Raw genomic sequence first — 21,029 nt, 5'->3', positions numbered from 1 at the left:
GACGGGAGCGCTCAACGCAAAACCCCTCCCGCAGGTGGGAGGGGTAGTGAGGCTTGCGTTTGATCCTCCCTGTCGCGAAGCGATGGGGAGGTGGCAGCGCGTAGCGCTGACGGAGGGGCTTTTGACGCTGGCGTCGCAGCCCCTCCACCACCGCTTCGCGGCGGTCCCCCTCCCCATGGCTTCGCCACAGGGAGGATTAAGGGATTAGGCCGGGATGCCGCTGATCGATTTCACTTCCATGAAATCCTTGAGCCCGAGCAGGCCGCCTTCGCGGCCGTTGCCCGACGCCTTGTAGCCGCCGAACGCCGCGCCCGGGCCGGGGCCCCAGGCGTTGACCGCGACCATGCCGGCGCGCAGCTTCGGCGCGATGGCGGCGGCCTTGGCGGGGTCGCCCGAGATCACCGCCGACAGGCCATATTCGGTGTCGTTGGCGATATCGACCGCTTCTTCGAGCGTGTCATAAGCCATGACGGTCGCGACGGGGCCGAAGACTTCCTCATTGGCGATCCGCATATTGCGGGTGACGCCCGAGAAGACCGTCGGCTTGATGAAATAGCCGCGGTTGACGTTCGCGGGCAGGCCGGTGCCGCCGGTCTCGAGCGTCGCGCCTTCGTCGATCGCCGACTGGATCAGGCCCTGGATCTTGTCATATTGGGCCTTGTTGACGACGGGGCCGATGTGGCCGCCTTCGCTCATCGGATCGCCGACCTGCGTTCCGTCGAACATCGCCTTGATGACGCCGACGGCTTCGGCTTCGCGATCCTTCTGGACTAGGATGCGGGTCGGGGCGATGCAGCTCTGGCCGGTGTTGACGAGCACGCCCTGCACCGTCGGGGGCAGCACGGCGGCGAAATCGGCGTCGGGCAGGACGATGTTCGGCGATTTGCCGCCGAGTTCCTGATGGACGCGCTTGACGGTGTCGGCCGCCGCCTTGGCGACGAGGATGCCGGCGCGGGTCGATCCGGTGAAGCTCACCATTTCGATGCCCGGGTGCGACGAGATCGCATTGCCGACAGTCGGACCGTCACCCTGAACGAGGTTGAACACGCCCGGGGGCACGCCCGCAGCGTCCAGGATTTCGGCGAAGATCGTCGCGTTGCCGGGGCATTCTTCCGACGGCTTGAGGATCATGCAATTGCCTGCGGCTAGCGCGGGGGCGACCTTGAGCGCGATCTGGTTGAGCGGCCAGTTCCACGGGGTGATCATGCCGACGACGCCGATCGGTTCATAGGCGAGGATGCCGGCGTGATATTTTTCGGTGAAGGAGAAATCCTGCAGCGCCGCGATGGTGCCGAGGAAGCCGCCAATGCCGGCGCCGACCTGTGCGGTCCCGGCGAAGCTGACGGGGGCGCCCATTTCGGCCGCCATCGACTTGGCGAGGTCGGCGCCACGCTTTTTATATTCCTCGACGATGCGGTTCAGCAGCGCGAGGCGTTCTTCACGGGTGGTTTGCGAGAAGGTTTTGAAGGCCTCTTTCGCTGCGGCGACGGCGTCATCGACATCGGCGGCGGTGCCGAGGATGATCGTCGAGGCCGCTTCTTCGGTCGCGGGGTTGATGACGTCGTGCGGCTTGCCGCCCTTGCTGTCGACCCATTGGCCGCCGATGTAATTTTGTTTCAGATGCTGTTCGGTATTGCTCATCGTCTGTCTCCCAATCGGCGGTAATTTTACGTCTCGGATTGCTACCTAATCACTGTGGCGGATGAATCAAGGAAGGCCAACTGTGAAAGGTGACGGCCTAGCGCTTTTCAGCAGCGAGGCGTGACATCAATATGGCAGCGCGGGTTGCCTGGCGCGCGATGCTGGGGATGTCGACGGCTTCGCCCGGTGCATGATCGCCGGTCGAATAGGGGCCGAGTCCGGCGAGCCCATCGACATCGACGGCGACGAAGCTGATGTCGCCGGCACCGCGCTTCAGCGGGTCGAGCGGCGCCATTTCGGCAAGGCCCAGATCGCGGTTCACGCCGTTGAGCTTGGCGAGCAGCGCCTTGTTGCCTTCGGTCGGTGCCATCGCCGGATAACCCACCGGATCGAAGCTTAGCGTCGCCCCCGTCGCAGGCGCATGATCGGCGACGATCGCTGCCATTTTGGCCTTCACGCGGGTCGCCTGTTCGACCGACAAGGTGCGCAGGTCGCCGCGCGCGATCGCGGTCGGCGCGATGATGTTGGTCTTGCCGGTCGCGACGGCGCGAATCCCGCCGGCATCGACGCTGGCGCTCTCGCCGCCCGCGATCAGTCCGACGTTGAAGGTCAGATTGGGTTCGGGAAGTTCGGTGCGGAAACGGTGGAGGATGCGCGCGAGTTCATAAATGGCACCGTCACCCGCCGCGGCGCTGAAAATGCCCGAGCTGTGGCCGGTTTTGCCGGTCGCAGTGACGGTCCAGCTTTCGCTGCTGCGCCGCGCGATTGACCCCATGTCGGCGCCATTGTCGCGGACCAGCCCTTCGAAATCGAGCGCGACGTCGCTGCGCTTTCCTGCGGCGATCAGGTCGGCGCGCGACAGTTCGGTGGGCTCGCCGGCATCCTCCTCGTCGCCGGTCATATGGATTTCGATGTTCGCGTCTTTCAGCGTCCCCGCTGCCTGCATCGCGCGCAGCGCGGCGACGATGACGACCATCCCGCCCTTGTCGTCGCCGGCGCCGGGGCCTTCGCCCATATCGCCCTTGCGGATGAATGTCTGAAAGGGCGAATCGGGTTCGAACACCGTGTCGAGGTGGGCGATCAGGAGCAGGCGCTTCGCGTCGGGCTTGCCGACATGGGTGGCGATCAAATGTCCGGCGCGCTTCGTTTCGGGTGCCGGTTTCCATGCCACCTTGAAACCGAGCGGTTCGAGTTCGGCGCGCATCATCTGCCCGACTTTTTCGACGCCCGCGAGATGGAGCGTTCCGCTGTTCTGATTGACGAGGCGCTCGAGCAGCGTGATCGAGCGTTGTTGTTCGGCCGCGACCGTTTTCGCCATGCCGCTTTCGGCTTTGCTGAGCTTTGCCTGCGCGGTGGGCGCGAGGGCAAGCTGGACGGCGACGAGGGCGGCAAGCGGCAACGATTTCATGGGGGACTCCTCTGGACGTCTCCCTTGTGGCGTGCTGCGTGCGCGGGGGCAAGTCGTCAGCCGGGGCGTATCATGAAGATGTCGCCGCCGATGCTGATGAGGAAGAGGTTGCCCGCACTGTCTTCGCCGAAAGAGGCGATCGAACTTAGCGTCCCGGCGTCGGGCGCGAAATCCTCATTCCGCCGCGCGAAGCGCGACGAGGCGAGTGTCTGGCCGGGGACGAGGCTGGCGAAGGGTACCGACCAGATGTTGCCCGACACAAAGTCGGCGAAGACATATTGGCCGGCGAGTGACTCCACGGGGCCGCGATACACATGGCCGCCGGTGATCGAATTGCCCTGTCGCGGACCGCTGCCATGGCCATATTCTGCCACGGGATCGGTGAGGCCGCCGGGCGCGGTGCCAGTGTAGGGCTGTGTCCCTTCCTTGAACCGCCAGCCGAAATTGAGTCCGGGCTGCGTCGCCGTGACAAGATCAATCTCTTCCACCGCGCCTTGACCGACGTCGCCGATGATCAGCGTCGATCCCGAGAAGGAAGTGCGGAACGGATTGCGCAGGCCGAGCGCATAGACATAAGGGTCGCCCCCGCCGCCGAGATAGGGATTGCCGGGAGCCGGCGTGAAAAAGGTCGGCGACGCACCCGCATAGGGATCTTCGACAACCCTGATCCGCAATATCTTGCCAAGCTGCGAATGGGGGTTCTGGGCGTTGTTGCCGGGATCACCCGCGCCACCGCCGTCACCCGTGCCGACATAGAGAAGACCATCGGGGCCGAAGACCATAGAGCCGCCGTTGTGATTGTTCGCTCCGGGATGCGGTATCGTGAGCCTTGCGAGTATTTGCGGTGTTCCGGAGAGGGCTCCATATTCGCGGATCTCGATATTGCCTGCGGCATTGGTGCAATAGATCATGAAGCGATCGGAATTCGCCGGGTTGGGCAACAGCGCCATGCCGAGCAATCCGCGCTCGCCGTCGGTCGATAGGTCGCCGACAGTGAAGCGCAGCGTCTTCGCACCGGTAGAGGGATTGAGGCGGTAGACCCGGCCAGCCTTTTCCAGCACATAGACATCGCTGCTTCCGGGAATGCCCAGAACGAAGGTCGGCTGCACGAATCCTGTGCCGACGCGCGCCACCGATATGCCCTCGCGGCTGTTGGTGACGGTGATATTGATCGCCTGAGTGGCGATGGCCCTGCCGTCGCTGACGCTGATCCGGACATTGTAGACATTATCGCCATCGCCATCACCGGGAAGATCATAGTCCGGCGCGGTGTTGAAGCGCAGCGCCCCGCCAGCGCTGATGGCGAAAAGCGCGGCATCGGCACCGCCGTCGATGGAGAAGACGAGCGTGTTGGCGTCGGCGTCGCTCGCGGCTGCCTGATAGGCTGCGGTTCCGTTCTCGATCATCGAGGCGGTTTGGGGCGATGTGAAGACCGGCGGTGCATTTTGCGCGGGCGGCGTGCCTCCGCTCCCCCCGCCGCCACATGACGCCAGCAACAAGGGGGCGAGCAACAGAGAGGGCAGGGCATAAGAGACGCGCATCGTCATGGGTTCGCTGCCTTTTGCGTTGGGGCCTCTCGGGCCTTTTTCATGCGTATCCTGCCACCGGCGACCGGGACCCGCAACCTGCTATCCGGCAGAGAAGCTGGCGAAAAAAAAGGCGCCCGGTTCCCCCGAACCGGACGCCCTTCTTCGCGTCGCTGAACCTTGCGGATCAGGCGCTGTAGTACATTTCGAACTCGACCGGGCTCGGGGTCTGTTCGAAGCGATGGACTTCGTCCCACTTCAGCTCGACATAGGCTTCGATCTGATCCTTCGAGAAGACGTCGCCCTTGAGCAGGAAGTCGTGGTCGGCGAGCAGGCTGTCGAGCGCTTCGCGCAAGCTGCCGCAAACGGTCGGGACTTCCTTCAGCTCTTCGGGCGGCAGGTCGTACAGATTCTTGTCCATCGCGTCGCCGGGGTGGATCTTGTTCTGGATGCCGTCGAGGCCCGCCATCAGCAGCGCCGAATAGCAAAGATAGGGGTTCGCCATCGCGTCGGGGAAGCGGAATTCGACGCGCTTCGCCTTGGCGCCCGCACCATAGGGGATGCGGCACGAAGCCGAGCGGTTACGGCTCGAGTAGGCGAGCAGAACCGGGGCTTCGAAGCCCGGGACGAGGCGCTTGTAGCTGTTTGTCGACGGGTTGGTGAAGGCGTTGAGCGCCTTGGCATGCTTGATCACGCCGCCGATGAAATAGAGGCACATGTCGCTGAGGCCCGCATAGCCGTTACCGGCGAAGAGCGGCTTGCCCTTTTCCCAGATTGAAATGTGGGTGTGCATGCCGCTGCCGTTATCGTCCTTGATCGGCTTCGGCATGAAGGTTGCGGTCTTGCCGTACGCATGGGCGACCTGATGCACGACATATTTATAGACCTGCATGCGATCGGCGGTTTCGGTGAGGGTGCCGAAGGTCAGGCCGAGTTCGTGCTGGGCGGCGGCGACTTCATGGTGATGCTTGTCGCACGGCAGGCCGAGTTCGAGCATGGTCGAGACCATTTCGGCGCGGATGTCGACGGCGCTGTCGACCGGCGCGACGGGGAAGTAACCGCCCTTGATGCGCGGACGGTGGCCCATATTGCCGCCTTCGTAAGCGCGGCCGCTGTTGGTCGGCAGCTCGATATCGTCGATTTCAAAGCCCGACTTGTTATAGCCGGTTTCGAAGCGGACATCGTCGAACATGAAGAATTCGGCTTCGGGGCCGACATAGACGGTGTCGCCGATGCCGGTGGTGCCGACATAGGCTTCGGCGCGCTTCGCGGTGGTGCGCGGGTCGCGCGAATAGCCTTCGCCGGTCGCGGGTTCGACGATATCGCAGACGATGATCAGCATCGGGGTCGCCGAGAAGGGGTCGTCATAGACGGCGTCGAGATCGGGCTTCAGGATCATGTCGCTTTCGTTGATCGCTTTCCAGCCTTCGATCGACGAGCCGTCGAACATCAGGCCGTCTTCCAGTTCATCCTCGCCGAGGACCGAGGCGACCATCGTCAGGTGATGCCATTTGCCCTTGGGATCGGTGAAGCGCAGATCGACCCACTCGATGTCATTTTCCTTGATCCGTGCGATGATATCCTTGGGCTTCGTAGCCATGATCTAGACTTCCTTCTTGCGATAGTCGCCGGCGAGAGCCGGGATGGGTTGAACCTGTTGGGTTTCGGGGTGTCTTAAAGCGCGTCTTCGTTGCGTTCGCCGGTGCGGATGCGCAGCGCCGATTCGATGTGGCTGACGAAAATCTTGCCGTCGCCGATGCGGCCGGTCTGCGCGGCGGCCGCGATCGCTTCGACGACGCGTTCGGCCATCGAGTCCTCGACGACGATTTCCAGCTTCACCTTGGGCAGGAAGTCGACGACATATTCAGCGCCGCGATACAGTTCGGTGTGGCCCTTCTGCCGCCCGAAGCCCTTGGCCTCGGTAACGGTGATGCCGCTGACGCCGACTTCATGCAGCGCTTCCTTGACCTCGTCGAGCTTGAACGGCTTGATGATCGCCTCAATCTTCTTCACTTCAATCCCCCTTTGGGCCTTCCTCCGCTGCTCGCAGTCAAAGCCGGGTCAGGCGCGCCTGATCCGGTCCTGGCTGGTGAGTCGCCGCGGTGTCCCGCCATCTTGCACCAATCAAGAGCCGTGCCAATTGGCGAATCGCGCGCTTTCGGGACAATTTTGGATGGGGGTTGGCGGTGCTGCCCAAGGCGTGGGCAGTGGGGTGAATTGGCTGCCTAAAAAAGCGGCATATTGATCCTCCCTGTGCCGCAGGCATGGGGAGGCGGCAGCGGCGCAGTCGCGGAGGGGCTTTGGCGCTGCCGTCGCGGCCCCTCCACCACCGCTTCGCGGAGCGCGAGGTTGGATTGCCCCCGGCAATCCAAGTCCAGTCCGGGGGACTGGACGACCCCGCACTCCCCCTCCCCATCGCTACGCGACAGGGAGGATCTGGACTATCGTCCCATCGGTGCCGATACTTCGGGCAGATTGGCCTTGGTCCAGTTCGACCGTTCGATGACATAGGCGCGGATCGCTTCGGCATCCTGCGGAGTGAGCACGCGCGCAAAGCTCACCATGCCGCGATCCTTGAGCGCGCCGTCGATGATCACCGATTTCCACGCGTCGGCGTTGGCGAGGGTGCCCGAGACGCGCAGGTCGGGGGTGAAGCCGTTGCCGATCGCGCTGTCGCCGTGACAGACTTGGCAATAGCGCCCGAAATGCGCCTTGCCCGCCGCGACTTCGGCTGGCTTGGCGGTCATCGGCGGCGGGGTCCAGGCGAGCGTCGTCGTTGCCGGAGGCGCGGGGAGCTGTGCGGTGCCGCCGATCTTGAGCACGACGAGGCGCGGGATATTGGGAACCTTGCGCGTCACGCCGCCCGCGATCCCGGCGACAAGCGGGAAGGCGCCGCCCTTGCTGGTCATGAAGGCGACATATTGCACCCCGCCGACGCGGAAGGTCGACGGTGCGCTGACGATCCCTGACTGCATGTCGAGGTCGAGCAGTTGCTTGCCGGTGTCGGCCGCATAGGCGCGGAAGCGGCCGGTGCTGGTGCCCTGGAAGACGAGGTTGCCCGCGGTGGTCATCGTGCCGCCATTCCACGCGGCGGGATAATCGACCCCCCATGCGACCTTGCCGGTGCGCGGATCGAAGGCGACGAGCCGTCCGGTGGTCGCGGCGATTGCTGCGCGGAACGCCTTTTGATCGTCGGGGAGCATCGTCTTGTTGAGCGAGGTGCCGACGTTGAAGCCGAGCACCTTGCGCTTGTCGAGTTCGTCCATGTCGGCGAGATAGCCCTGCGGGATCTGCTGCGCCGGGATGTAGACGAGCCCGGTTTTGGGATTGTAGCTCATCGGATGCCAATTATGCGCGCCGAGCGCGCCGGGGACGGCGATGAAGGGCTTGCCGGTCTTGTAGAAGCGCGCGTCGGGATTTTCGATCGGGCGGCCGGTCGCCATGTCGTAACCCGTCGCCCAATTGATTCCATCGACGAAGGGCTTGGCGTCGATCAGCTTTCCGTTGCTGCGGTTGATCGTGAAGAAAAAGCCGTTCTTTGGCGCGTGGTAGAGCACCTTGGTCGGGGTGCCGTCCACCGCCTGCTCGGCGAGTATGATCGGCTGGGTCGCAGTATAGTCCCAGGTTTCGGCCGGGGTCTCCTGATAATGCCAGACATATTTGCCGGTCGAGGCGTCGAGCGCGACGATCGACGAGAGGAACCAGTTGTCGCCCTCACCATTCGAGCGCGTGCCATGGTTCCACGGATTGCCGTTGCCGACGCCGAGGTAAATCTGGTCGAGATCCTTGTCATAGACGATCGCGTCCCAGACGGTGCCGCCACCGCCCGACGTTTGCCACTCGCCCTTGTCGGACCAGGTCGCATTGCCCTTGCTCGCAAAGATGTCGTCCGAAGCAGCGCCGTCCTTCGCCTTGGTCGGGTTGGGCGCGGTGTAGAAGCGCCAGCGCTCCTTGCCAGTGTCGGCGTCATAGGCGGTGACATAGCCGCGCACCCCGAATTCGGCGCCGCCATTGCCGATCAGCACCATATCCTTCACGACGCGCGGTGCGCCGGTGATCGTATAGGGTTTCGACGTGTCGAAGGTCTGCGTCGACCAGAGTTCCTTGCCGGTCTTGCGGTCGAGCGCGATCAGGCGGCCGTCGAGCGCGCCGACGAACAATTTGTCGCCCCAGACGGCGACGCCGCGGTTGACGACGTCGCAGCAGGCCGAAACCGCGCGCTCGCCGGGAACCTTGGGGTCGAATTTCCATAGTTCCTTGCCCGTCGCGGCATCCCATGCGCTGACCTTCGACCAGGCGTGGGTGACATACATCACGCCGTCGACGACCACCGGGGTCGCTTCCTGCCCGCGTGCATCGTCGAGGTCGGCGGACCAGGCGAGGCCGAGCTGGCCCACATTCTTGTCGTTGATGTCGGTCAGCGGGCTGAAGCGTTGCTCGTCATAGGAGTAACCGATGGCGCCCCAGTTATCGCCGTTGCCGCCGGTCTTGAGCAGGGTCTCGCTGGCTTTCTCAGCGGCATCGAGCGATCCGCCGCTGGCGCTTTCATTCTCCGATGCGTTGCATGCTGCCAGTGCCAGTAGCGCGCTGCCCAGCAGCGCAGCCGAAAAGACCCGTTTCGCCATTCCATGCTCTCCCGTTTCGACGCCTATGCTTGACGTTAACGTCAAGACTGCGCCCGAAGGCACGGAGGTGCAAGGGGGAAAGTGGGGGGTGAGTGGAGGAAGCTGGCCGCGCCTTGCAAGAATCCGTTCCCCGGCGAAGGCCGGGGTCCAGAGCGAAATAGAGCCAAGGTTGCGTGACCATGCGCTGGGCCCCGGCTTTCGCCGGGGAACGATTGCGCCGGGCTACCGGGCTATTACTGCCAAGGCGGCGCGTTCAGGCCCTTCGGGCTGGCGGTGAAAATCTCGCAGCCGGTTTCGGTGATCCCGATGCTATGTTCGAACTGCGCCGACAGGCTGCGGTCGCGGGTCACCGCGGTCCAGCCGTCGGCCAGCATCTTCACCGCATATTTGCCGGTATTGACCATCGGTTCGATCGTGAAGAACATGCCGGGGCGAAGTTCGGGGCCGGTGCCGGGGCGTCCGGCGTGGACGACTTCGGGAGCGTCGTGGAACATCTGTCCCAGCCCATGGCCGCAGAAATCGCGGACGACCGAATAGCGATGCTTTTCGGCGTGCTGCTGGATCGCGTGCGCAACGTCGCCCATGCGGTTGCCGGGCTTCGCCTGCTCGATGCCGAGCATCAGGCATTCATAGGTGATGTCGACGAGGCGCTTCGCCTTGATGGGTACGTCGCCGACCAGATACATGCGGCTGGTGTCGCCGTGCCAACCGTCGATGATCGTCGTCACGTCGATATTGACGATATCGCCCTCGCGCACCGGCTTGTCGTCGGGAATGCCGTGGCAGACGACATGGTTGATGCTGGTGCAGCAGCTGTGGGTGAAACCGCGATAGCCCAAGGTTGCGGGGATGCCGCCGCCGTCGAGCATCATCTGGCGAACGAGGTCGTCGATCTGGGCGGTGGTGACGCCGGGCTGGACGAAAGGAACCAGCGCGTCGAGGATTTCGGCCGACAGCCGCCCCGCCTTGCGCATGCCGGAAAAGCCCGCCTCGTCGTGGAGCTTTATCGTGCCGTCGCGCACGGGAGTGGGGCTCGCCGCGTCGCCGGCGGTCACGGATACATAGTCGTACATGGGACTCATATAGCGGCGGGAGGCCGAAAAAGCGAGGGGGCTGCTCGGGCTTCATGGCACGACCAGAGATGGTCAGGGTGTATCCGGAAACAGAAACCCGCAGTCTTTGCCGTGCTTGACGGGAAGCAGCGTAGGGGCGTCCTCCCGATCATCCGAGGCAACCGCAATGGCGGAGTCGCAAACAGCCCAGATCGCTCTGGATGCTGTGACAAAATCGGCACGCGTCGTCCCGGTTTTTAGTCGAAAAAGCGCAATGAAGTCGGGTGAGTCGATGTTGTCGGGGTCGCGCGCGTCCCTGATGATATCCCGCGGACGAAGGCGCTTGCCGTCTGGCGAATGGAAGCTTCCGCGCTGGAAATACGGAAGCTCGGGCCGGATATCTTTCGTGAGATCGTGGAAATCCACTATCGAGGTCGAGTGGGTATCGAACAGGAAGTCAGGTTTTGCCGCGGCGGCCGGCCACAACCAATAGGCCGCCCAAATCGTCGACAACCCAAGTCCAGCAAGGAGGGCAGTGCGCATTTTGTTTTTGCGCACCGCCCCCGCTGTCACTCAGCCGCCTTCTTCGCTTTGTCGGCTTTGGGCTTGGCCTTGCTCGCTTTGGGCGGGGCCGAGACGATTTCGAAGGCGAGCGGATTGCCGACCTTGGCGTCGTCGCCGGTCTTCATCTTCACCTTGACCTCGCCGCCATGGACGAGCTTGCCGAACAGCAATTCCTCGGCGAGCGGCTGCTTGATCTTTTCCTGGATCAGGCGGCCCATCGGGCGTGCGCCATAGAGCTTGTCATAGCCCTTGCCGGTCAGCCATTCGCGCGCCGCATCGTCGAGCTGGATGTGGACGTTGCGGTCGGCGAGCTGCAGTTCGAGTTCGAGGATGAACTTGTCGACGACGCGCGCGACGACCTCGGGCGGCAGATAGCCGAACGGCACGATCGCATCGAGGCGGTTGCGGAATTCGGGGGTGAAGAGATTCTTCACCGCTTCCTCCTGCACATCTTCGCGCGTGAACTGGCCGAAGCCGATGCCCTCGCGCGCCATGTCGCTCGCGCCCGCATTGGTCGTCATGATCAGGATGACGTTGCGGAAGTCGACGGTCTTGCCGTGATGATCGGTCAGGCGGCCATGATCCATGACCTGCAGCAGGATGTTGAACAGGTCGGGATGCGCTTTTTCGATTTCGTCGAGCAGCAGCACGCAATGCGGGTTCTGGTCGATCGCATCGGTGAGCAGGCCGCCCTGATCATAGCCGACATAGCCCGGGGGCGCACCGATCAGGCGGCTGACCGAATGGCGCTCCATATATTCGGACATGTCGAAGCGCTGGAGCGGGATGCCCATGATCGACGCGAGCTGCTTCGCGACCTCGGTCTTGCCGACGCCGGTCGGGCCGCTGAACAGGTAGTTGCCGATCGGCTTTTCGGGATCGCGCAGGCCCGCGCGCGGCAGCTTGATCGCCGACGACAGCACTTCGATCGCGGTGTTCTGACCGAAGACGACGCGCTTAAGGTCGGTCTCCAGGCTGGCGAGCGTCGCTTTGTCGTCGCTCGACACCGATTTGGGCGGGATGCGCGCCATCGTTGCGATGACCTGCTCGATCTCCTTGGCGGTGATCGTTTTCTTGCGCTTCGACGGGGCGACGAGCATCTGCATCGCGCCGACCTCGTCGATCACATCGATCGCCTTGTCAGGCAATTTGCGGTCGTTGATGTAGCGCGCCGACAGTTCGACCGCTGCATTGATCGCATCGGGGGTGTAGCGCACCTGATGATGCGCCTCGAACGCGCTGCGCAGACCCGCGAGGATCTTCTTGGTGTCCTCGAGCGTCGGTTCGACCACGTCGATCTTCTGGAACCGGCGCAGCAGTGCGCGGTCCTTTTCGAAATGATTGCGGAACTCCTTGTAGGTCGTCGAGCCGATGCAGCGGATAACGCCGCCCGAGAGGGCGGGCTTGAGCAGGTTTGATGCATCCATCGCGCCGCCGCTCGTCGCGCCCGCACCGATGACGGTGTGGATTTCGTCGATGAACAGGATCGCATGCGGCAGCCCTTCGAGTTCGGTCACGACCTGTTTCAGCCGCTCCTCGAAATCGCCGCGATAGCGCGTGCCCGCGAGCAGCGCGCCCATGTCGAGCGAATAGATGACCGCGGGCAGCAGCACTTCGGGCACGTCGCCCTCGATGATCTTGCGCGCAAGGCCCTCGGCGATCGCGGTCTTGCCGACGCCGGGATCGCCCACATAGAGCGGGTTGTTCTTCGACCGGCGGCAGAGGATCTGGATCGTGCGATCGACCTCGGCATGGCGGCCGATCAGCGGATCGACCTTGCCGACCTTGGCCTTTTCATTGAGGTTGACGGTGAACTGGTCGAGCGCGGTTTCTTTCTTGTTCTTGCCGCCGCTGTCCTTGTCCTTCGTCTCTTCCTTTTCCTCGGGCTCGGCCTGCGGCGAGGGTTTGCCGCCTTTGCCGACGCCGTGGCTGAGGTAGGAGACGGCGTCGAGGCGCGTCAGGTCCTGCTGTTGCAGGAAATAGACGGCGTAGCTTTCGCGTTCGGAGAAGAGCGCGACGAGAACATTGGCGCCGGTGACTTCATCCTTGCCCGACGACTGGACGTGCAGGATCGCGCGCTGGACGACGCGCTGGAAGCCGCTGGTCGGGCTTGGGTCGCTGTGCCCCTCGACCTTCAGACTGTCGAGTTCGGTGTCGAGATAATGGACGACCGCCGATTGCAAATCGTCGATCGCGACGCCGCAGGCGCGCATCACTTCGGCGGCATGGTCGTCGTCGATCAGCGCGAAGAGCAGATGCTCGAGCGTCGCATATTCGTGGTGACGCTCCGATGCGGCTTTCAACGCATTGTGCAGGGTCTTTTCGAGGCTCTCCGAAAAAGACGGCATGGACTTTTCTCCTTGCGAGGCCCGCCGGGGGAGAGAGGCGGCCCCTAGGAACACAAGGTGGCGATGCCGCCGCCGCCCTGCAAGGGAAAAGCGGATGGCTTTGTGAAATTACGATGACGGCGGTTGTCGTGCGGCTAACGAGGCGTTGAGGATTTGGATGAGGGGCGGCGGGATTTCGTCTGGAACTTGTCAAACTTGTCACCGGGTACATAAGAAAAACAGATACTTGGGCCGATTGAGGCAAATGGGGTGAGACGGGCCGTTGAGGCAGGTCAACGCGACCATATTGTGGTGCGCAGAAGAATATTGGGTCCGCCTGTGAGGTGCGCGCCTGCTTAAGGGCAGGAAATCGCTGCAATCCGCGTCGTCGCCCCGGCACCTTCGGCAGTTCGGGACGGCTTGCTCAGGATCAGGCGCCCCGACTTCCATCATGGTAAACCGACGGGCGCAAAAACTCCGCTTGTCCGCCGCCATCTTATCGACTGGCCGTGCAAAGCGCCCGATGACCCGTGCAACTTTGGGGCCTGGCCGGGAGTATCCAACTGCCAGAACGGGCCGCGTAAATGCGTGCGCCCGGCTGATCCAATTGAAAATCAAGGAGTAGGGTATGGGTCTCGTTTCGAAAAGTCCAAGAATCTTGTTGCTGCTCGCCATGTTGGCCGGGACAGCGACAGTCGGTGTGGCTGCGCAGTCGCAGGACGATGGCGAAGTCATGGCGACCGTAGTTGGCACCCTGCCTTCGCCCGAACAGATGACCAAGGGGCCCAAGGTCGAAGGCATCATCTCCGCGCGCAGCGACGGCCGGATGCAGGTCACCACCGCCGACGGCAACAACACCGCCATCGCGATCGCCGACTATACAAAGATCAAGAGCAGCGGCGGGTTCCTTGGCCTCAATCGCGACAAGCTTGCCGCGAGCTCGCTGCTCAACGGTCTGCCCGTGACCGTCGACACATTGCAGTGGGACGGCGGTCTGGTGGCGAGCCAGGTCGATCTCAAGAACAAGGATCTGCGGACCGCGTCGATGATCCACACCGGCACCAACCAGCGCTTTGCCGAACAGACTGCGGCAACCGAGGCTCTGCGCAGCCGCGTGGGCGATATCGACCAGTATAATGTCAAGGGCACGACGAACGTGAACTTTGACACCGGCAAGGCCGTGTTGTCGGCCGAAGCACAAGCCAATCTCTGCGCTGCGGCAAATCAGGCCGAGGGGATGGACAACGCGTTGTTGCTGGTCGTTGGCTACACCGATTCCACGGGAAGCCAGGAACTCAACCAGACGCTGAGCGAAAAGCGCGCTAGCCGCGTCGTCAATCATCTTCAGCAGGCCTGCGGCTGGAAACCCTATCGTATGCTTACCCCCACCGGGATGGCCGAAGCCGACCCGGCAGCAGACAATAGCACCCCCGAAGGCAAGGCACAGAATCGCCGCGTTGCGGTGAATATTCTGGTCAGCAAAGGCCTCGATGGTCTGTAAGACGCTTGGGGTGGGCTCTGCCCACCCCGGCTTTTTGGCCGCTTGTGCGTCACAGCCGACCATTTCCGATATTGCGGATCAGCCCTCCTGCGCGCGATCCACCATGTCCATGAAATCGCGCGCTATATTGCGCTCCCCCTCCTCCTTGAACGCGACGTCCAGATCGGGCGCGACGCCGAGCATGTACATCAGCGCCCATAGCGCGAAGCGGCGGCCGGGGTTGGTTTCCAGCCCGAAGTCGACGCGCATGCGTTCGGTGCCCGCGGCGTGGGCTTCGGGGTGGATGGCGGCCAGGTCGGCGGTGCCGAAATAGCGGCGCAGTTGATCGTCGAAATCCATGGCAGCCTTCCTTGGCCGAGTTTTGCGGCTTGGCAAGGCGCCGGTGGAAAAAGCGGCTGGCGCGCGGTCAGATGCCCGCGCCACCTTCGAGCGCTTGTGCGAGGTCGTCGAGCGAGCCGACTTTGGTCTTGGACTCACTTTTGGCTACCTGCGGGAAAATCGCGTCGAGCCGAGTCCGCAGCGTGTCGTCGAAACTGTCGTGACCGGACATCCGGCTGCGCGTCACGCTGATTTCCATGTGAATCGCATCCTTGATGCGCTGGATCGCGGCGCCGTCGATGATGCCGGCCGCCATAAGTTCTTCGCACAGCTGGATCAGGCCGACGGTCGCGGCGTGGGCGCGCAGTCCGATGAAGTCCAGCGTGCGGTGAAGTTCCCGCGCTTCGGTCTGTTCGGCGGCGTGCATGCTTTGTCTCCTTATGGGGTGCGCGGCGCGGGTGTCGGGGGAGGTCACGCCGTTGATGTGCCCAGGTTAGGAGGGGAGAGCAGGGAATGTCAACGACTGTTGACTTATTGACATGCCACTGTAATATCAGGAAAATGGCACAAGGTTCCAGTCGGGGCGTGAGTGTCGCTATATCGAACTTCCGTCACCCCGGGCTTGACCCGGATGACGAAGGATGGGGGCGTTCCTCGACCCGTCCGCCGCCAGTGCGTCCGCATCGAGCGAGCCCGAAGCCCCGGCGCTAGCTCTTTTTGAACAGCGATTCAGCGATCGCCTTGTGGCTCGTGGCGGCGGCGCGGTGCGCCCTGACGCGTTCGATCTCGGCCTCGAGCGTTTCGATGCGCTCGCCCAGTTCGTCGACCGACAGAGGATCGAGCGGCTGCTTGATCAGCGCCGCGAGAATATCGTCGCGGCGGCGGGGAAGGTCGTCATCGTCCATGGCGCATCCTCCTGGTCGCTAACCTGAATATGGGTGCGCGACTGTTGACCCGTGTCGCCGCACTGTCAATAAGGCGAGCCAAGGATGACATGAAGCATTCTTTGATCGTCAACCCGGATGCAATTCGGGGTCTGCCTTGCGTGAGGGAAGGGGCGGATGTCGGGCCGAGCCCGGCATGATGAGACAAGGAACGGGAGTGAGCCGACCAGTGGGGGATTTTAAAGCGTGACCAGCTTGCCAGTGACTATGACCGCCATCGCCATCAGCGCGCCCGGCGGGCCCGAGGTGTTGCAGCCCGTCGAGCGGCCGGTGCCGCAGCCGGGACCGGGCGAGGTGTTGATCCGTGTCGCCGCCGCCGGGGTCAATCGCCCCGACGTGTTGCAGCGCATGGGTCATTATCCGCCGCCGCCGGGGGCATCGGACCTGCCGGGGCTGGAGGTCGCGGGGACGGTCGTTGCGGTCGGGCCGGGGGGCGATCCCGAGTTGCTCGGTCAGGCGATGTGCGCGCTCGTCGCGGGCGGCGGCTATGCCGAATATTGCGTCGCGCCGATCGGAAGCTGCCTGCCGGTGCCCAAGGGCTTTTCGATGGCCGAGGCGGCGGCGCTGCCCGAAACCCTGTTCACCGTGTGGCACAATCTGTTCGAGCGCGCATGGGTGCGCGACGGCGAAACCGTGCTCGTTCATGGCGGCACCAGCGGCATCGGCACGACCGCGATCGGTCTGTGCAAATTGTTCGACATCCAGATCATCGTAACGTGCGGCAGCGCGGAGAAATGCGACGCTGCGCGGGCGCTTGGTGCGGATCTCGCCATCGATTATTCGACCGAGGATTATGTCGAGGCGGTGAAGGCGTTTACCGGCGGCAAGGGCGTCCATGCGGTGCTCGACATGGTCGGCGGCGACTATCTGCCACGCAATCTTGCCTGCCTCGCCGACGATGGGCGGCATGTCACCATTGCCTTCCAGCGCGGGATGAAGGTCGAACTGAACATCGCCGAGGTGATGCTCCGACGTCTGACGCTGACCGGATCGACGCTGCGTGCTCGCGACGTCGATTTCAAGGCCGCGCTTGCCGATGAGATTCACCGCACGGTCTGGCCGCGGCTGATCGAGGGCGCGTGGAAGCCGGCGATGGATCAGAGCTTTCCGCTCGCCGAAGCTGCCGCCGCGCATGCGCGGATGCAGGCGGGGGAGCATGTCGGGAAGATTGTTTTGCTGGTCTGAGAGGCCGCGCGGCTTCCCAGCACAATTTATCCGTTCGCATCGGGTGAAGTCGAGATGCCTTGAGGGCATACACGGACGATGGGTGTCTCGACTTCGCTCGACACGAACGGATTTCAGGGTGGGCTGGAGATCATTCCAGCCTAATCATCCCGGTTCGAAATATTGGTGAAGGCCGCCCACGCCGCAGGGTGCGACCAGTCGGCTTTCCAGCCCTTGATCGCACTGCCGTCGGCGCGCTTGCCGCTGCGCACGGCCTGCATCCCCAGTTGCAATGCCTGCGCGCGGGTCATGTCGGGGTTCGCCTGCCGTGCGAGCAGGGTTTCGACGGTCAGCACTGCGGTCGCTTCGTCCGAAACGCGCCAGTGGCTCGCGAGCAGCGCGTCGGCACCGGCATAGAGGAAGCCGCGCGCGAGCGCCGAGAGGCTGTCGCCGCCGCCCGACCCTTCGGCCGAGGCGGTGTTGCACGCCGACAGGATCACCCAGTCGGCCGAGAGCGACAGCCGCGCGGCCTCGGTCGCGGTGAGCAGGCCGTCGTCCATGTCGCTCGGCGTCGTCGGCGGGGTCAGCACGAGGCCCGGCTCGCTGAGCCCGAGCGTGGGGTCGGGAAGCAGGCCGTGGGTCGCGATCGCGATGATGTTGCTCGTTGCGAGCGACGCGTCCTGCCGCAGCGCGGCTTCGGTCGCGCCGCCGGCGAGGGTCAGGCTGGTCTGGCGGGCGCCGAACAGGTCGGCCATCGCGGATAGCTCGACCCTGGTGCCGGGGAGCGGCGCAAGTTTGCGCAGCGCTTCGGGATCGGCGAGCGGGGTTCCTGACGCCGATACGCCGTCGAACACGCCAATGCCGACCGCAGCGCGTGACCCGGTGTCGCCGCCGAGCAGGATGGGGGCGCCATAGCCGCGAAAGCTCTTGTCGCGGCGGACTTTACGCGGTTCGCGGGGCAGGGTGAGTGCGGCGACCGAGGGCAGGCTGGTGAAGGCGTAGCGATCGGCGAGCCATTCGGCGCGCGCCAGCGTATCGGGATCGGCGAGGTCGGCGCCTTCGGGCAGCGGCGACGCCGACAGCATCGCGAGCGGCAGGTCGCCGAGCTTGCCCGAGCTGGTGACATAGAGGTGCTTCGTATCTTTGAGCAGCGGTTCGATCGGCTGCATCACCGCCTTGTAGAGGTCGTACGACGCGTTGAGGTCGAACCGGCGGCGGCCGTCCATTTCCTTCGCGGTCATCGGCATCGCATCAAGCTCGGCCTTGCGCGCCGCCGAGCAGGTCGCGAAATCGACGTCGCAGCGCAGGTTCGAAATCTGCCCCAATATTTCGTCGACCTCGCGGTTCGGGCGGCTCCATCCAACCGCGGTCGGGGTGACGACGAAGAGGTGGAAGGTGTTCGCGGCCTCGGTCATCAAAAGCAGCGCTTCGCCGGGGCGTAGCGCCGCCTGCGCTTCGGCGAGACCGATCGGGCGCGGGGATACGAGCTGGCGATAGGAGGGATATTTTTTGTCGATCAGCGCGCTGACGTCGGCGAGCTGGGCCTGAACGCTGTTGAGTTCGCCCCGCAGCCGCGTCGCCTCGACCGAGTTGCGCTCGCCCAGCGCGCGGAGCAGATTTTTGTCGAGCATGTTCGCCTTGGCGGCGAGCCCCTGTTCCTGCCGCACCGCTTCGGCCATTTCGGGGGTCTTGGCAGCGGAACGCGCGGCGGTCTGCAGCACCGCGCGGCCCGAAGCCGAGCTGATCGCATCCTGCGCCGCAAGGAAAGCGCGGTTCTGGAGTGCCGATTGCCCGGCGGCGTCGGGCGTGTCGCTCATCAGCGCGAAAGCGGCGTTCATATAGGTGGTGAAAATGCCGCGGTCGGGGTTCGCCTGCTGCCGGTCGAGCGCCGACAGAGTGACCGCATTGCCGCCGGCCGCAGCCTGATCGGTCATGCGGCGCAAGATCGCGACCGCCTTTGCCGCTGCCGCTTCGGCCTCGGCGGCCTTGCCTTGCCGCTGAAGGTTCGAGGCGAGGCTGTCATAGGCGCGCGCAGTGTCGATATGCGCTTCGCCGACGCTGCGCTGGAGGATCGCGAGTGACTGGCGATAATAGGGCTCGGCGGCCTTGTCGCCATTGCCGCCGCGGGTCAGTGCGGCGCCGACGATATTATAGGCGACCGCAGTCAGCGGATGATCCTCGCCGAGCAGGCGGCGGCGGATTTCGAGCGCCTTGGCCGCCATCTGCGCTTCCTCGGCGTGACGACCCAGCGACCCCAGCGTCGAGGCGAGGCTGGTATAGGCCCAGGCGGTTTCGGGATTGTCTTCGCCGAATTTGGCGCGAAAGATTTCGAGTCCCTGACGCATCAGTGGTTCGGCCTGTTCGGGATGGCCGTTGTCGCGCATGTTGAACGCGAGGTTGATCATCATCGAAGCATAAGAGGGGTGGTCGGTGCCCGCGACGCCCTTTTGAATGTCGAGCGCGCGGCGGTACATCGGCTCGGCCTCGGCATAGCGGCCCTGCGAATTCAGATTATGCGCGACATTGGCATAGAGGGTCGCGGTGCGTTCGCTGCCTTCGCCGATCGTCGACCGGGTGATGTCGAGCGCCTTGCGCAGCATCGGTTCGATCCTGCTTGGCGGCAGACCCTGCTTGTCCATGTTGAGCGCGAGATTATTATAGGCCTCGCCGGTTGCGGGATGCGTGTCGCCGAGCCGCTTGACCCTTATGTCGAGCGCTTTGCGATAGGCGGCGTCGGCTTCGGCAAAGCGGCCTTCGGAGGTCAGGCTGTAACCGACAGCGGTATAGCCCTGCGCGGCTTCGATGCTGTCGTCGCCCTTGGCGGTGCGCCAGATCGAGAGCGCCTTTTCGGCGGCGACACGCGCTTCGGCAAAGCGGCCCATGTCGCCCAGATTCACCGCATTGTTGTAATGGCGCAGCGCGACATTGGGGCTGTCGGGGCCCGTCAGCGCGGTGTCGATGTCGCGCGCTTTGCCCAGCATCGGCGCGGCTTCGTCATAACGCCCGAGGCTGCGCAGCACGACCGCCAGATTGCCATAGGCCGACGCGGTTTCGCTATGCCCCTCGCCATTCACTGCGCGGCTGGTTTCGAGCGTCTTGCGATAGAGCGCTTCGGCTTCCTTATATTCGCCCATTTCGGTCAGCACCGAGGCGAGGTTGCTTGTCGCGATGATCGTCTTGGGGTCGCGCTCGCCGCGTTGGGCAATGCGGGTCGCAAGGATCGCGCGGCGCAGCGGCAGCGCTTCGGCCGGGCGGCCCTGTTTGATGAAGTTGGAGGAGAGGGCGATGGTTGCGGTCAGCGTTTCGTCATCGCTGTCGCCGAGTACCGCCTTGTTGATGTCGAGCAGGCGGCGCCAATAGGGCTCGGCCTCCTTTGCGCGGCCCTGATCCTCCAGATTTCCGGCGATCAGGCGATAGCCGAGGCTGGTGAGCAGGCCGTCGGCGCCGTAGCGTTTGGTCGCTTCGTCGATCCAGCGCCGATAGACAGCCTCGGCATCGCGCGATTTGCCGGCGCGGTCGAAATCCATGCCCTTGTTGATCAGGTCGAGCATTTTCTGCTGATCGGCGTCGAGCGTGCTGGGCGCAGGGTCCTGCGCGAGCGCCATTGGCGCGGCGGCCAGTAGCGGTGCGGCAAGAATAAGCGCCAGAAAGCGGTGTCGACGGTTCGGCATGGAAGTCGGTTCCTCTGTTTCGGCCCAACATACCGAATATATTGGGTTATTGTCATCAGCGAAGCGATGGGTGTGTGAACGCTGCTGCTTTGCTCCTATGTCAGGCGGAGCCGCTGTCATGTGACAGGGGTCACTGGCCGTGCGTCGATTTGGCGTTTGAAGTGGCCCCGCTATTGCCCGCCACGCCGCCCCTTGCCCGCCGCGGAAAACGGGTCTACACCGACCGCCGAATGGCCGCCCCGCGAGGGGCGGCCCTTATTATTTCCGCTTGGAGACTTTTTGTCATGG

At 64.0% G+C, this 21,029-nt stretch carries 15 protein-coding genes; 2 read left to right on the top strand and 13 right to left on the bottom strand.

The annotated features are described in order from the left end of the window. Positions 1–204: 204 nt before the first annotated feature. The 9 genes from CDQ91_RS11785 to clpA form a co-directional block, all read right to left on the bottom strand. Positions 205–1,641 (bottom strand): aldehyde dehydrogenase family protein, encoded by a 1,437-nt coding sequence (locus tag CDQ91_RS11785; protein WP_088472920.1) that lies wholly within the window; start codon positions 1,639–1,641, stop codon positions 205–207. Between the two features lie 97 nt (positions 1,642–1,738). Beyond that, entirely contained in the window at positions 1,739–3,049 is a 1,311-nt protein-coding gene (locus tag CDQ91_RS11780) for a M20/M25/M40 family metallo-hydrolase (RefSeq protein WP_088472919.1), read from the bottom strand. Positions 3,050–3,105: 56 nt separating this feature from the next. Further along, on the bottom strand, positions 3,106–4,596 hold the full coding sequence (locus CDQ91_RS11775) for a PQQ-dependent sugar dehydrogenase (RefSeq protein ID WP_088472918.1): 1,491 nt from the start codon (positions 4,594–4,596) through the stop codon (positions 3,106–3,108). Between the two features lie 166 nt (positions 4,597–4,762). Next, a complete protein-coding gene (gene glnA, locus CDQ91_RS11770; RefSeq protein ID WP_088472917.1) occupies positions 4,763–6,175 on the bottom strand; it encodes a type I glutamate--ammonia ligase in 1,413 nt (470 codons plus the stop codon). A 74-nt stretch (positions 6,176–6,249) separates the two neighbouring features. Continuing rightward, positions 6,250–6,588 (bottom strand): P-II family nitrogen regulator, encoded by a 339-nt coding sequence (locus tag CDQ91_RS11765; RefSeq protein ID WP_088472916.1) that lies wholly within the window; start codon positions 6,586–6,588, stop codon positions 6,250–6,252. Positions 6,589–7,016: 428 nt separating this feature from the next. Next, the gene (locus CDQ91_RS11760; protein WP_088472915.1) at positions 7,017–9,200 is read right to left on the bottom strand and encodes a PQQ-dependent dehydrogenase, methanol/ethanol family; all 2,184 of its coding nucleotides are present in this window, start codon (positions 9,198–9,200) and stop codon (positions 7,017–7,019) included. 233 nt (positions 9,201–9,433) lie between these two features. After that, on the bottom strand, positions 9,434–10,273 hold the full coding sequence (map, locus tag CDQ91_RS11755) for a type I methionyl aminopeptidase (protein WP_088472914.1): 840 nt from the start codon (positions 10,271–10,273) through the stop codon (positions 9,434–9,436). Positions 10,274–10,345: 72 nt separating this feature from the next. Continuing rightward, positions 10,346–10,825 carry a hypothetical protein gene (locus CDQ91_RS11750; protein WP_144036763.1) on the bottom strand — a complete coding sequence of 160 codons (480 nt, stop codon included), beginning with the start codon at positions 10,823–10,825 and terminating at the stop codon, positions 10,346–10,348. Further along, positions 10,822–13,164: an ATP-dependent Clp protease ATP-binding subunit ClpA gene (gene clpA, locus CDQ91_RS11745; protein WP_088472912.1), complete on the bottom strand. Its 2,343-nt coding sequence runs from the start codon at positions 13,162–13,164 to the stop codon at positions 10,822–10,824. The genes CDQ91_RS11750 and clpA overlap by 4 nt, the downstream gene beginning before the upstream one ends. A gap of 607 nt (positions 13,165–13,771) precedes the next feature. Here clpA and CDQ91_RS11740 point away from each other — a divergent pair. After that, positions 13,772–14,644 carry an OmpA family protein gene (locus tag CDQ91_RS11740; RefSeq protein WP_088472911.1) on the top strand — a complete coding sequence of 291 codons (873 nt, stop codon included), beginning with the start codon at positions 13,772–13,774 and terminating at the stop codon, positions 14,642–14,644. 78 nt (positions 14,645–14,722) lie between these two features. On the opposite strand, the gene CDQ91_RS11735 is transcribed toward CDQ91_RS11740, so the two are convergent. From CDQ91_RS11735 to CDQ91_RS11725, 3 genes are all read right to left on the bottom strand, one after another. Beyond that, a complete protein-coding gene (locus CDQ91_RS11735) occupies positions 14,723–14,983 on the bottom strand; it encodes a hypothetical protein (protein WP_088472910.1) in 261 nt (86 codons plus the stop codon). A 67-nt stretch (positions 14,984–15,050) separates the two neighbouring features. Next, positions 15,051–15,389, bottom strand: a complete 339-nt coding sequence (locus CDQ91_RS11730; RefSeq protein ID WP_088472909.1) for a hypothetical protein — start codon at positions 15,387–15,389, stop codon at positions 15,051–15,053. 280 nt (positions 15,390–15,669) lie between these two features. Next, positions 15,670–15,867, bottom strand: a complete 198-nt coding sequence (locus tag CDQ91_RS11725; RefSeq protein ID WP_088472908.1) for a DUF1192 domain-containing protein — start codon at positions 15,865–15,867, stop codon at positions 15,670–15,672. Positions 15,868–16,113: 246 nt separating this feature from the next. Here CDQ91_RS11725 and CDQ91_RS11720 point away from each other — a divergent pair, with 246 nt between their 5' ends. Continuing rightward, a complete protein-coding gene (locus CDQ91_RS11720; protein WP_164499253.1) occupies positions 16,114–17,091 on the top strand; it encodes an NAD(P)H-quinone oxidoreductase in 978 nt (325 codons plus the stop codon). Positions 17,092–17,231: 140 nt separating this feature from the next. On the opposite strand, the gene CDQ91_RS11715 is transcribed toward CDQ91_RS11720, so the two are convergent. Then, positions 17,232–20,741 (bottom strand): CHAT domain-containing protein, encoded by a 3,510-nt coding sequence (locus CDQ91_RS11715; RefSeq protein WP_158213666.1) that lies wholly within the window; start codon positions 20,739–20,741, stop codon positions 17,232–17,234. Between the last annotated feature and the right edge of the window lie 288 nt (positions 20,742–21,029).

It is taken from the genome of Sphingopyxis witflariensis, from assembly GCF_002205635.1.
Classification (GTDB): domain Bacteria; phylum Pseudomonadota; class Alphaproteobacteria; order Sphingomonadales; family Sphingomonadaceae; genus Sphingopyxis; species Sphingopyxis witflariensis.
Note: the sequence above shows the minus strand (reverse complement) of the source record. Positions and strands in the feature narration are given on the sequence as shown.